The 13,422-nt window shown below is 41.5% G+C and carries 12 protein-coding genes; all 12 read left to right on the plus strand.

Annotated features, from left to right (window positions below):
- Window positions 1-14: 14 nt before the first annotated feature.
- The 12 genes from DVR12_RS01750 (at window position 15) to DVR12_RS01805 (ending at window position 13,352) form a co-directional block, all read left to right on the plus strand.
- Window positions 15-1,139 carry an NAD(P)/FAD-dependent oxidoreductase gene (locus DVR12_RS01750; protein ID WP_116974228.1) on the plus strand — a complete coding sequence of 375 codons (1,125 nt, stop codon included), beginning with the start codon at window positions 15-17 and terminating at the stop codon, window positions 1,137-1,139.
- Entirely contained in the window at window positions 1,133-1,846 is a 714-nt protein-coding gene (locus tag DVR12_RS01755; protein ID WP_116973728.1) for a methyltransferase domain-containing protein, read from the plus strand. The genes DVR12_RS01750 and DVR12_RS01755 overlap by 7 nt, the downstream gene beginning before the upstream one ends.
- The gene (locus tag DVR12_RS01760; protein ID WP_116974229.1) at window positions 1,843-2,895 is read left to right on the plus strand and encodes a type III polyketide synthase; all 1,053 of its coding nucleotides are present in this window, start codon (window positions 1,843-1,845) and stop codon (window positions 2,893-2,895) included. The genes DVR12_RS01755 and DVR12_RS01760 overlap by 4 nt, the downstream gene beginning before the upstream one ends.
- On the plus strand, window positions 2,889-3,662 hold the full coding sequence (locus DVR12_RS01765) for an enoyl-ACP reductase FabI (RefSeq protein WP_116973729.1): 774 nt from the start codon (window positions 2,889-2,891) through the stop codon (window positions 3,660-3,662). The genes DVR12_RS01760 and DVR12_RS01765 overlap by 7 nt, the downstream gene beginning before the upstream one ends.
- Window positions 3,663-3,666: 4 nt before the next feature.
- A complete protein-coding gene (locus DVR12_RS01770; protein ID WP_116973730.1) occupies window positions 3,667-4,110 on the plus strand; it encodes a 3-hydroxyacyl-ACP dehydratase FabZ family protein in 444 nt (147 codons plus the stop codon).
- On the plus strand, window positions 4,107-5,387 hold the full coding sequence (locus DVR12_RS01775) for a beta-ketoacyl-[acyl-carrier-protein] synthase family protein (RefSeq protein ID WP_116973731.1): 1,281 nt from the start codon (window positions 4,107-4,109) through the stop codon (window positions 5,385-5,387). Before DVR12_RS01770 ends, DVR12_RS01775 begins: the two co-directional genes overlap by 4 nt.
- A 12-nt stretch (window positions 5,388-5,399) precedes the next feature.
- On the plus strand, window positions 5,400-5,654 hold the full coding sequence (locus DVR12_RS01780; protein WP_116973732.1) for an acyl carrier protein: 255 nt from the start codon (window positions 5,400-5,402) through the stop codon (window positions 5,652-5,654).
- Window positions 5,651-6,217, plus strand: coding sequence for a 4'-phosphopantetheinyl transferase family protein (locus DVR12_RS01785; RefSeq protein ID WP_116973733.1), 567 nt, complete (start codon window positions 5,651-5,653; stop codon window positions 6,215-6,217). The genes DVR12_RS01780 and DVR12_RS01785 overlap by 4 nt, the downstream gene beginning before the upstream one ends.
- A 156-nt stretch (window positions 6,218-6,373) precedes the next feature.
- Window positions 6,374-8,692 carry a PSD1 and planctomycete cytochrome C domain-containing protein gene (locus DVR12_RS01790; RefSeq protein ID WP_116973734.1) on the plus strand — a complete coding sequence of 773 codons (2,319 nt, stop codon included), beginning with the start codon at window positions 6,374-6,376 and terminating at the stop codon, window positions 8,690-8,692.
- A gap of 2 nt (window positions 8,693-8,694) precedes the next feature.
- Window positions 8,695-10,146: a DUF1501 domain-containing protein gene (locus tag DVR12_RS01795; protein ID WP_116973735.1), complete on the plus strand. Its 1,452-nt coding sequence runs from the start codon at window positions 8,695-8,697 to the stop codon at window positions 10,144-10,146.
- Between the two features lie 18 nt (window positions 10,147-10,164).
- Complete coding sequence (locus DVR12_RS01800) at window positions 10,165-11,190, plus strand: NHL repeat-containing protein (RefSeq protein ID WP_116973736.1); 1,026 nt, start codon at window positions 10,165-10,167, stop codon at window positions 11,188-11,190.
- The gene (locus DVR12_RS01805; RefSeq protein WP_116973737.1) at window positions 11,190-13,352 is read left to right on the plus strand and encodes a c-type cytochrome domain-containing protein; all 2,163 of its coding nucleotides are present in this window, start codon (window positions 11,190-11,192) and stop codon (window positions 13,350-13,352) included. The genes DVR12_RS01800 and DVR12_RS01805 overlap by 1 nt, the downstream gene beginning before the upstream one ends.
- Window positions 13,353-13,422: the final 70 nt, after the last annotated feature.

Here is a 13,422-nt window from a genome sequence, read left to right on the forward strand (position 1 = left end):
TAACCAAAGCAAACATGGCCACAAAAGATGTCATCATTATAGGAGGAGGGCTTGCTGGTTTAACCAGTGCAATTCATTTAGCAAAGGCAGGTTTGCAGGTTACCGTCCTGGAAAAAAATCATTTTCCAAATCACAAAGTTTGTGGAGAATATATATCCAATGAAGTATTACCTTATTTGCAATGGCTGGGAATTGACCCCATATCCTTAAAGTCAAGCAACCTTTCTAATTTAGTGTTATCCAATCATAGCGGTAAGCTGTTAAAAGCTACCTTGCCGTTAGGAGGATTTGGAATTAGCAGATATACATTCGATAATCATCTGATGCAGCAATTTCAGTCGCATGGCGGTGAGCTTATTGCTGATGCAGTCATTAATGTGAAGAGCATCAATGAGCAGATGATTGTAGAAACGAAGGAACACGGCAACCTGGTGGCCCCTGTAGTGATTGGAGCCTATGGTAAAAGAGGGTCACTGGATGCTAAACTGGAAAGAAATTTTATTCAGGAGAAGTCTCCCTGGCTGGCTGTAAAAGCTCATTATCAGGGGGAGTTTGACCCTGCTACGGTAGCACTACATAATTTCAACGGGGGCTATTGTGGCGTTTCCACAGTGGAAAACGGGATCATAAATGTCTGTTACCTGGTGCATTATGATAGTTTTAAGAAATATGCAGATATTGAAACCTTTCAGGAGAAAGTAATGTATCAGAATCCTCATCTTAAAGAGGTATTTACAAATAGCCAGTTACTGTTCGACAAACCGATTGCTATCAGCCAGATTTCTTTTGCCCGAAAAGAGAAAGTAACAAATCATATGCTGATGGTAGGGGATACTGCAGGATTAATACATCCGCTTTGTGGAAATGGGATGGCTATGGCTATTCATAGTGCTCAGATTGCAGCAAAGAATGTTCTTGACTATTTTTCAGGGGCAGACCGTAACAGAAACAGGTTGGAGGCTACATATACCCGGGAGTGGAAACAGGCTTTTAATACCCGGATTATGGCAGGAAGGATGCTTTCTGCATGTTTTCAAAGCGAGCGTTTAGCCATTACCATGATGAAAGGATTAACTTTATTTCCAGGGCTACTACCGCAGATTATTAGCCTGACCCACGGAAAACCTTTAACATGCTAATAGATACCAGAAATAGAAGTACTGAAGCTGAAATCATGGATGATTTCAATATGGAAGGGCAGATGCTAAAGGAAACCTTGCAGAAAATTGCGAAAATAAACCGAACATTAGGAGGTAATCGTGCAACTATTAGTGGGGTTTTGCAGTTAATTAGGAATAAAACGTCTGATCAGCCGATTATAATTGCAGATATTGGATGTGGAAATGGAGAGATGTTGCGGAAATTGGCTGAGATAGGAAGAAGGAAGAACCTGAATTTCAGCTTAATTGGAATAGATGCAAATGCTACCACCATTGATTTTGCGAAAGAGTTATCAGCAAACTATCCGGAGATTCAGTATTATTGTCAGGATGTGCTGGATCCCGCTTTCAGGAATGAACGATTTGATATTATTTTAGGTACATTAACCTTGCATCATTTCAAAGAATCAGAAATATTTGAATTAATGACCCTGTTTTGTCAACAAGCCAGAGTTGGGGTTGTTATTAATGATTTACATAGAAGTGCAGTTGCTTATCATTTATTTGGGCTGCTATGTATTTTGTTTAATTGGAACCCAATGGTAAGAACAGATGGCAAAATATCAATTTTACGGGGGTTTAAAAAAGCAGAATTAGAAAAGCTTTCAGAATCACTTCAGATAAACCGGTATTCTATTACCTGGAAATGGGCATTCCGGTATCAATGGATAATAAAGAACTTATGAGCGTCAAAATTCAAACTGTTGCGAAAGCATTACCACCCTATACTCGTACAACCGATGAAATATTACCTTTTTTAGATACCTGGCTGATGGGCCAGGAAGATAGATTTGTGAGAAAGGTGAAGAAGATTTTTGAAAATGCGGGAGTAGAAAGAAGATATTCTATCATGGGGCCGGAAGACGTGTTTGAGAAAACTTCCTTTGAAGAAAAGAATGCGCTTTATATGAAGGAGGGCATACGTTTGGGGCGTAAAGCGCTGGAAGCTGCATTAACAAAAGCCAAGCTACAACCTACAGAAATAGACTTTATTATTACAGTTAGTTGCACAGGTATCATGATCCCTTCTATGGATGCATATCTGATCAATGAATTACAGATGCGCCAGGATATTGTACGTTTACCCGTTACCGAAATGGGCTGTGCTGCGGGCGTATCCGGAATTATTTATGCCAAGAAGATGCTGGCGGCCAATCCAGGGAAAAGAGCGGCGGTAATAGCTGTAGAATCCCCAACTGCTACTTTTCAGCTCGACGATTATTCGATGGCCAATATAGTTAGTGCTGCTATTTTCGGAGATGGAGCAGCTTGTGTTATTTTGTCTTCACATGAAGAAGATAAAGGGCCGGAGATAGTGGGTGAGGAGATGTATCATTTTTTTGATGCTGATTATCTGATGGGATTTCAATTAACCAATAGCGGATTGAAAATGGTATTGGATGTTGAAGTGCCTGAAAAGATTGAGGCTCATTTCGGGGATATCGTTCATCCGTTTCTGGCTAAACATCAAACTAATATCAACGAAATAGACCACTTAATTTTTCACCCCGGAGGCAGGAAAATAATTAGTCTTGTTGAATCCTTATTTTTATCAATGGGTAAGCAACTGGAAGATACTAAGGAGGTATTGAGATTGTATGGGAATATGTCCAGTGCTACAGTACTGTATGTTTTAGAACGATTTTTGGAACGTAACCTGCCGGCCGGAAATAAAGGACTGATGTTGAGTTTTGGCCCCGGATTTTCTGCACAGCGAATTTTATTGCAATGGTAAATGAATTTAAAGGTTATTGGGCTTTAATATTGGGAGGCAGCAGTGGTCTTGGATTAGCGGCAATGAAAAAGCTGGCCGGACATGGTATGAATATCTGTGTCATACATAGAAATACAAGAGTGGAGCTTCCGGCAATTCAGCAGCAATTTGAAGAAATTCGCAGTAGCGGAGTAGAACTCATTTCGTTTAATGTGGATGTATTAAATGCAGAACAAAGAACCGAAATATTACAACAACTAAAAGATACGATGCAGGAGAAAAAGATCAGATGTCTGTTGCATAGTATAGCGAGGGGAACCCTAAAGTCGATCCCCGATTTAAAGGGTGAAGATATTGATTTAACTTTGCGTTATATGGCTACCAGCCTATATGATTGGGCGGCTGCTGTATTGGAACATCAGCTATATGCGCCAGATGCCAGGATACTTGCATTTACGAGTGACGGAAGTAGTAAGGCTATGAAACATTATGCAGCGGTATCTGTTGCCAAGGCGTCACTGGAGGCGATTATCAGGAGTATTGCTTTGGAAATGGCTCCATATGGTGTAAGAGCCAACTGTATAATGGCCGGAGTTACTGATACGGCTTCTTTGCAGCGTATACCCGGCAGTGAAGAGATTATTTCGTATAGTCAGTCTCGTAATCCATTTGGAAGAATTACAACGCCGGAGGATGTGGCCAATGTAGTATATTTACTTTGTAAGGATGAAGCTGCATGGATTAATGGTGCTATAATACCAGTGGATGGAGGCACACATATACATTAGGACTATGACTAAAGAAGAAGTACTATCATATTTACCCTATTCAAAGCCCTTTCTATTCGTTGATACGTTGGAGTATATCGATGAGAATAGTGTGAAAGGCAGCTATACTTTTGATAAAGATCTGGTGTTTTATAATGGACATTTTATAAACAATCCTGTTACCCCAGGGGTTATTTTAACAGAGACAATGGCGCAGATCGGATTAGCTTGTCTGGGAATTTATTTACTTAAAGATACAATTCAACAGCAACAACCGGGTATTGCGCTTACTTCTTCAGAAGTATCCTATTATTTGCCAGTTTACCCCGGCGAAGTAGTCAATGTAGTTGCAAATAAAGTTTATTTCCGATTTGGGAAATTGAAATGCCAGGTTGCTTTATGGAATGAAGCGGGGCAACTGGTTTGTGATGGAACACTTGCAGGAATGATTATTACTGACAAAAAATGAGCAATAGAGTAGTTATAACAGGTATCGGCGTGGTGTCTCCCAACGGAGTAGGGATACCTGCATTTCGTAAAGCATTGCAGGAGGGCGTTTCCGGAATCCGGCATAGTCAGCAGCTGGCTACAATGAATTTTTCCTGTCAGATAGCCGGTCAGCCTATTATTACCGAAGATCTGTTAGCAGAATATTTTGATGAACTGGAGTTAAAGTTATTATCGAGCTCCGGAATTATCTATGGAATTATGGCTGGAATCCAGGCCTGGAAGGATGCCGGGCTAACGATCCGTCATAAGGAAGAAGAGCCGGATTGGGATAGTGGAACGATCTTCGGAACCGGTACTTCGGGGGTGGATAAATTCAGAGAATCGATTTATAAACTGGATGAGGGGCAGGTAAGGCGTTTAGGGAGTGCAGTGGTTCCTCAAACTATGGCAAGTGGAGTAAGTGCCTACCTGGGAGGCAAATTGGGATTGGGGAATCAGATCACTACCAATTCTTCGGCATGTACTACAGGTACCGAAGGATTAATACTTGCTTATGAAAGGATTAAGAATGGTTCTGCAAAACGAATGCTCGCAGGTGCGGCGAGCGATAGCGGACCTTATATCTGGGGCGGATTCGATGCTTTAAAAGTTTGTACGTATAAGTATAATAGTGAGCCGGAGAAAGGATCAAGACCCATGAGTGCCTCGGCAAGCGGAATAGTTCCGGGAAGCGGAGCCGGAGCATTGTTATTGGAGTCGCTGGAAGAAGCGTTACAAAGAGGTGCAAACATTTATGCAGAAGTAGTAGGAGGACATATAAATGGAGGGGGGCAAAGAAACGGAGGATCCATGACAGCACCAAATAGCTATGCTGTACAACGTTGTATCCGTAGTGCTTTGGCAGATGCAAAGATAAAAGGCGATGAAGTGGATGTCATCAACGGACATCTGACAGCAACAGGTAAAGATGCAGAAGAAGTTAGGAATTGGAGTGAAGCATTGGATCTGAAAGGAAATCAGTTTCCATATCTCAATGCCCTGAAATCGATGACAGGACATTGTCTGGCGGCTTCAGGAAGTATTGAATTGGTGGCGGCCGCTTTACAATTAAAAGAAGGTTTTATATTTCCGAATGTAAATTGTGAGGATGTTCATCCTGAAATATTATCATTGATAGATAAAGAAAGAATTCCGCAGACATTATTATATAAAAGCATAAATTTATTGGCAAAAGCAAGTTTTGGATTTGGAGATGTAAATGCCTGTGTAATTCTGAAACGATACCTGCAACCTTAAAAAGTTACTGTCATGGAACCATCTATTTTTATTGAGCAAATTAGAGAAATTGTAAAACCTTACGCAAAGAACTCCGACGCACTGGCTACAATGAATGTTTCTACTGATTTTATCAATGATCTGAAAATTAATTCTGCGAATCTGGTAGATGTTGTATTGGATGTAGAAGAGAAATATGATATCGTAATTCAGAATGAAGAAATGGAGCGTATGCTAAATGTACAAGCCGCCATGGATATCGTTACAACTAAGCTGAAAGAAAAATGATCGGTAACGATATTGTAGACCTCCAACTAGCAGCAAAAGAAAGCAGAATTAACAGAAAGGGATTTCTGGATAAACTTTTTTTGCCAGAGGAAAAAAAACTAATTCAGGATGCGGTACAGCCTTCCCTCATGGTTTGGCTGCTCTGGAGCTGTAAAGAAGCTGTTTACAAAATAGTGAACAGGGCTACCAAAGAACGTGTCTATGCTCCGCATCATTATACTTGTCAGCTTCACCAATTAAGCAAAATTTCAGCTTCCGGAGTAGTCAGTTATCAAAGTCAATCTTTTTATTTTCAAAGCAGGCTCATAGGAGCAGCTATTCATACCCACGCTACATCCACTGCTGAATTGTTACCCAAGGTTAAGCCCGTTACAGCTTATCAGTTAACTCCTTCCTACACTGTGCTACTACAGCAAGTCGGTATCTTATCTTCCCAAAAAATTCTTTATAAAGATAAACAGGGCATACCCTATATCCTCGATCAGGATAACGGCCGTTTGGTACCCGTTTCCCTTAGTCATCACGGTAATTACATCGGGGTTGCCGTACTGCCAAATTTTTAATTTGTCCGAATGTATATACATATTGGTAAAATACTATTATCTTAGGCTAAAATTGGGGATAAACTGTATTGTTTATTGCCCGATCTTTATGTAAGCTATAGTATTTATATCGTTCGCATCGGATAAGTGAAACGTGAACAACAAATCTGATCAACCATGTTCCATCGTTATGTCGGACCAGCTATTTGTGGCCTGGGTTTGATGTTGGCTTGTAACAACAATCCTACTTCAGAACAACAGGCAGAAAAGTTACCCGAAACCGTAGATTACAATTTCCATGTCAGACCAATCCTATCTGATAAATGTTTTGCCTGTCACGGCCCGGATGCCAATAAACGGGAAGCCGGTCTCAGACTGGATATAGGAGATAGTGCATACAAAGCATTGAAAGAGTCGCCCAATGCACATGCAATTGTGCCAGGGAACCCAAAAGCTTCTGTGTTGTACCAACGTATTACCACTAAGGATAGTACGATGCGCATGCCTCCTCCTGCTTCAAATATTACACTAAGCAGTTATGAAATCAGCGTTCTCGAAAAATGGATTAAACAAGGCGCAAAATATAAACCGCATTGGGCATTTGTTCCTCCCGTTAAGCCTGCTCTACCTGCAGTAAAGGAAGCCGATTGGAGCCATAATGAAATTGACAAATTTGTCCTTTCAAAAATGGAGGAAAAAGGATTGGCTCCTAACGGCCAGGCCGACCATGAAAGGCTGCTGAAAAGACTTTGCCTCGACCTGACCGGATTACCTCCTTCACTGGAAAGAATGCAAAAATTCAGCAGTGACACCAGCTATCAGGGTTATGAAAGAATGGTAGATGAATTACTGCAAGACAGTGCTTATGGAGAAAAAATGGCAATACACTGGATGGATGTTGCCCGCTTTGCCGATTCTCACGGCTATCAGGACGATAACTATCGTAGTATGTGGCCCTGGAGAGATTGGGTAATCCATGCCTTTAATAAGAACTTGTCGTACAAAGACTTTATCACCTGGCAGCTGGCCGGCGATAAAATCCCTAATGGCACCAGGGAACAATTACTGGCATCAGGATTCAACAGAAACCATAAAATCACTGAGGAAGGTGGAGTAATAGATGAGGAATACAGAGTGGAATATGTGTCGGACCGTACTAACACCTTCGGAAAAAGCATGTTAGGTATTACTATCGAATGTGCCCATTGCCATGATCATAAATATGACCCTTTCTCACAAAAAGAATATTATGAGCTTTTTGCCTTCTTTAACAGCATAAAGGAAGTTGGACTCGAATCAACGGTCGGAGGTCCGAATACCTATGCTAAAACTCCGTATATGGAGATTTCGAAGGAAGACATGAAGGATGTGCTTCATTTTCTAAACCGCCAGGATTCAAATCGCCTTATCGTTTCAGTAATGGGGGATCTTGATAGTGCCAGAAAAACATTTATTCTGGGCCGCGGGAATTACGACAATCCAACTCTGGAAGTACACCCTGAAACACCTAAATCAATCCTGCCGTTTGATCTTAAAAAGTATGCTCCCAACAGGTTAGGCCTGGCAAACTGGTTATTTGATCCACGTAATCCATTAACCGCCAGAGTATTTGTGAATCAGCAATGGCAAGAGATATTTGGAAGAGGGATTGTGAAAAGTACCGGCGATTTCGGAATGCAGGGCGATTTACCATCAAACCCCGAATTACTCGATTGGCTGGCAGTAGATTTTATGGAACATGGTTGGGATATCAAACGGTTGGTAAAGCAGATGGTGATGTCGGCCACCTACAGGCAGTCGGCAGCGGTAACACCAGAAAAATTAAAGAACGATCCTGAGAATATTTATTTGGCCAGAGGACCGAGATTCCGCCTCCCGGCGGAGCTGGTACGTGATCTGGTGCTTGAAAGCAGCGGATTGCTGGTGCATACCATAGGTGGGCCAAGTGTTAAACCCTACCAGCCGAAAGGCCTTTGGGAAATGGCTACATCAGGAAGAGGAATTTTGGCATCCTATAAACAGGATCATGGTGAAAGCTTGTACAGACGCGGATTATATACGTTTATTAAAAGAACGGTTCCTCCTCCTTCCATGATGATGTTTGATGCCAGCAACAGAGATCAGTGCGAAGTAAAGCGGGTAAGCACAAACACTCCGTTACAGGCATTGATCATGCTTAATGATCCAACTGTTCTTGAAGCATCGAGAGTATTGGCTGCCCGGCTATTACAAAAGAACAGCAATGTAACAGCTAATATCAAACAGGCATTTCAGCTGATTGTTTGCCGTCAGCCTGGCTCAGGTGAGTTGAGTCTCTTGCAACAGTATTACAACAAACAACAGGAATTATATCAGAAGCAACCGGCAATGGCAACGAAGCTATTGAACCATGGAGAATATCCTATGGCAACGAATATGGATAATGCCTCCTGGGCCGCAATGATGCAGGTTATTACTACCATTTACAATCTAGAGGAAACCCTTTCAAAAACATGACGATGAAAAATGAATTTATTGAACATCATCTGAATATGAACCGCCGTAAGTTTTTGTCGAACCTCAGTGTAGGGGTTGGCAGTCTGGCGTTGGGTTCTCTTCTGATCCCTGATATATTTAGTAAGAATACAGATGAAGCAGCTTTTATACCAGGTGTTCCTCACTTTGCACCTAAAGCAAAGCGGATCATTTATTTATTTCAGAATGGCGCACCTTCTCAGTTAGAGAGTTTTGATTATAAACCTAAGCTCAGAGAAATGATGGGGCAGGAATTACCTGCATCTATCAGAATGGGTCAGAGGTTAACAGGTATGACCGCAGGTCAGTCTTCCTTTCCTTTGGTAGGATCGTATTACGACTTTAAGCAGTATGGTGCCTCACGGGCATGGATAAGTGATCTTTTCCCTCATACAGCCAAAATTGTGGATGATATCTGTATCGTGAGATCCATGTTTACAGAAGCTATTAACCATGATCCGGCACTAACATTTTTTCAAACAGGTGCCCAACAGGGCAACAGAGCCAGCTTTGGCTCCTGGATGAGTTACGGATTAGGAAGTGAGAATAAGAACCTGCCTGCTTTTTGTGTATTGCTTTCCCGCGGTAAGGGAAATGGACAGGGTGTTTACTCTAAGCTCTGGTCCAATGGCTTTCTGGATAGTATCCACCAGGGAGTTCAGTTTAGCAGTGGAGAAAGTCCGGTATTGTATCTAAACAATCCGGAAGGAATAGATATGGCGAACAGAAGGCAGATGCTTGACCAACTGGCAGCCCTGAATGACCAATCGTACAAGGAGTTTGGTGATCCTGAAATCAGTACCAAAATTCAGCAATATGAGATGGCATACCGGATGCAAACTGCGGTACCCGAACTTACTGATTTAAGTAAAGAATCAGATGATATCATCAAGCTTTACGGGCCTGAATGTTTGGTTCCGGGAACCTTCGCGGCAAACTGCCTCCTGGCCAGGAAGCTTTCTGAAAGTGGCGTACGTTTTATACAGCTATATCATCAGGGATGGGATCAGCATGGTAATCTGCCTAATGAAATGGCCGGTCAGGCTAAGGATGTAGACAGAGCATCTGCTGCACTCATTACGGATCTCAAACAGCGTGGATTACTGGATGAAACGTTAGTGATCTGGGGTGGAGAATTTGGCCGTACAAATTATTGCCAGGGTAAGATAGAGGCGAATAATTATGGAAGGGATCATCATCCCCGTAGTTTCTCTATCTGGATGGCAGGAGGTGGAGTGAAGTCTGGAATTGTATATGGAGAGACAGACGAATTCGGATACAATATTATCAAAGATCCGGTGCATGTACACGATTTCCATGCTACCGTACTACACCTAATGGGATTGGATCACGAGAAATTAACATACAAGCATCAGGGAAGACGCTACAGGCTAACCGATGTTGCAGGAAAAGTAATACCCGGATTAATGGCATAAATAAAACTTATTCTTATTATGGAAAGAAGAAAATTCATACAGGCATCAGCATTAGTAACAGCTTCGTTCTATATCTCCCGCGATTTATTTGCGAAGCCTAAAGGACCTGTTTACGGGCATAATGGTAAACGTTATGTATTGGATACAAAGTGGGGAACCCTCGACAGCAGCCGCTATCCTGTTAAGGATTGTCATGAAATGGTGCAGGATAAAAAGGGCAGAATTATTTTGCTGACCAATGAAATTAAGAATAATATTCTTGTTTACAATACATCCGGTAAGTTATTAGAGAATTGGGGGCATGAATTTCCGGGAGCACATGGGCTCACTCTTTCAAATGAAAACGGAACAGAATATCTTTTTATTACAGATACGGAGAAACACCAGGTTTACAAAACCACAATGGATGGTAAAATTTTACTGACCATTGATTATCCTGCGGAAACAGGCGTTTATAAAAAGAAGGAAGAGTTTGTACCTACCGAAACTACAATTGCACCTAACGGAGATATTTTTATTGCAGATGGGTATGGAGCCCAGTACATTTTGCATTATGATAGCCAGGGTAAGCTATTAGGATTTTTCGGAGGCAGAGGAGAAGGAAATGAACATCTTGATAATGCACATGGTATTTGTGTTGATTATAGAAATAACACACCTTCACTGATTATTACAGACAGAACCCGTAATTGCTTCAAGCGCTTTGGTTTTGATGGGAAGTTACAGGAAGTGATTTCATTACCTGGAGCTTGTGTTTGTCGCCCGGTTATCAAAGGAAAGTACCTCTATGCTGCGGTCTTGAGATCGCCGAATATGGATAAAAATGCAAGTGGTTTTGTAACTATTTTAGATAAGGATAATAAAGTTGTGTCGAATATTGGAGGAACTGCACCTACCTATGAAAACGGGGTACTACAGCCTATGCAGCAAGCCGAGAAAATTTTCGAGCACCCTCATGATGTGTGCGTGGATAATGATCAGAACCTATATGTAGCCCAGTGGAATGCTGGGAAAGTATACCCTTATAAATTGAAGAGAGTATAATGACAGAAACGAATGGTAAATGGTATCGTATTGGTGGCAAAGTATTGTTGGCCACCAATGTTTTTGTATTGTTCCTGGTATTTTTCAACAGTAAGATTGTATTACCGGCATGGATACAGGTAATTGGCCGCATGCATCCGTTAGTGCTGCATTTCCCAATTGTTTTATTATTGCTGGCGGGATTACTTTCGTTTATTCGTTTAAGTGATAGCAGGATAATTGCGTTAAAGGCAGAACTTCTGAAAATATTATTGCTTGCAGGTGCTTTGTTTGCCGCGGTAACTGTAATCATGGGGCTGTTTCTTTCCAAGGAAGGCGGATATGAGAGTGATGCTTTATTATATCATAAGTGGGGTGGGGTATTGATCCTCTGGCTTGCAACCACATTATATGGAGTGGCCGACAGGCCATTAAAATCAGAATGGTGGATTAAAGGTGGTACCATACTAACTGCTTTGCTGGTAATAGTTACAGGGCATTGGGGGGCTGATATTACTCATGGTAATAACTTTGTGTTGGCACCGGTTATTCCTAATAAAGGGAAGCAGGTTCCTTTAGAATCAGCAGTTGTGTATGCAGATCTGATCCAGCCAATTCTTGAAGAAAAGTGCATAAATTGCCATAGTGCTGGTAAAGCGAAAGGTGGTTTGGTATTGTCGCAGGCTTCCATGCTTTTAAAAGGAGGTAAAGGTGGTAAATCATTATTGGCCGGGCATCCCGATCAGAGTTTGTTGTTTCAACGATTGCTTTTACCGGAAGATGACAAGAAACACATGCCTCCGGCTGGCAAGCCACAGTTGACCGAAACAGAAACAGCGCTACTTTATCATTGGATTAAATCAGGAGCTTCCTTCAATTTAAAAGCTATCTCACTGGCTGCAAGCGACAGTTTAAGGATTATTGCTGCAAGTATGTTACAAAGTCCGGCTGCCGAACCAGTTTATGACTTCGCAGCTGCCGATGAAAAGCTGGTACAGCAGCTCAATAACAACTACCGGGTTATTTATCCTATAGCCCAGCATGCAGCACCTCTGGTTGTAAACTGCTACAATAAAAATGTATTTACCAGCAAATCGATAGAGGAGTTATTGCCTTTAAAGAAACAGATAATAGAAATGCATCTGCAAAAAATGCCGGTGCAGGATGCCGATTTAAAACTGCTGGCATCCTTCAAACAATTACGTACACTTAATTTAAGTTTTACAAATATTAAAGGCACAACATTAGGAGAGCTGGCTGCATTGCCTAATCTGCAAAGCCTTTCCCTTTCGGGTACTCCGGTTACTGTAGCGCAGTTACAGGTGCTTAAAAAAATGTCTTCCCTTAAAGAATTATTTATCTGGAACAGTGGACTTTCTTCCAATGATTTATCAACATTACAAAATCAACTCGCTCCAATCAATATAATAAAAGGGTTTATAGATGATGGTCAGCATCCTCTGAAATTGAATCAGCCTATTTTATTATCAGACCATCTGATTTTCCAGGGCAGGATGCAGCTCCAGTTAAAACACCCTGTCAGGGGTGCTGCCATTCATTATACATTAGATGGCTCCGCACCTGATACCGTTAATTCCCCTGTGTTTACTGATAGTATTTTATTGGAAAGTAATACTATTGTAAGGGCTATTGCTACGAAATCGGGTTGGTATGCCAGTGATCCGGTGCAGTATAATTTTGCTAGAACGACTTACGTACCTGATAGTATTGTGCTGATTACTAAACCTGATGGAAGTTATCCCGGAAGTGGTGCAATTACGCTGATAGATAAGCAAAAAGGAGGGGCAGAGCAAGGAAATGGTAAATGGTTGGGATATGTTAAAGAACCATTGGAAGCCTTGCTTTTATTTAAAAATCCGGCACCAGTTTCCAATGTGAGTGTAGGGATTTTAAGTAACGTAAACGGATATATATTTCCCCCTACCAGTATAGAAATCTACGGAGGGGCGGATGAAAAGCATCTTCGGTTGCTGAAGCGTGTAGTACCGACACCGGGCAAGAAAGATGATCCGAATATGGCAATGGAAGTAGATTGTAGTTTTGCCACTACGAATGTTTCATGTATGAAAATTGTATTGAATCCGGTTACCAAAATTCCGGACTGGCATCCTGGTAAAGGTAACAGAGGATGGGTTTTTGCTGATGAAGTAAGGATCAACTAATTGTGACGATAGGAAATAATTGAGTAGTTAATTATCTTGGCCTCAATTATTTCCACGTACAATTAAGTTT

It is taken from the genome of Chitinophaga silvatica, assembly GCF_003419895.1.
Lineage (GTDB): Bacteria > Bacteroidota > Bacteroidia > Chitinophagales > Chitinophagaceae > Chitinophaga > Chitinophaga silvatica.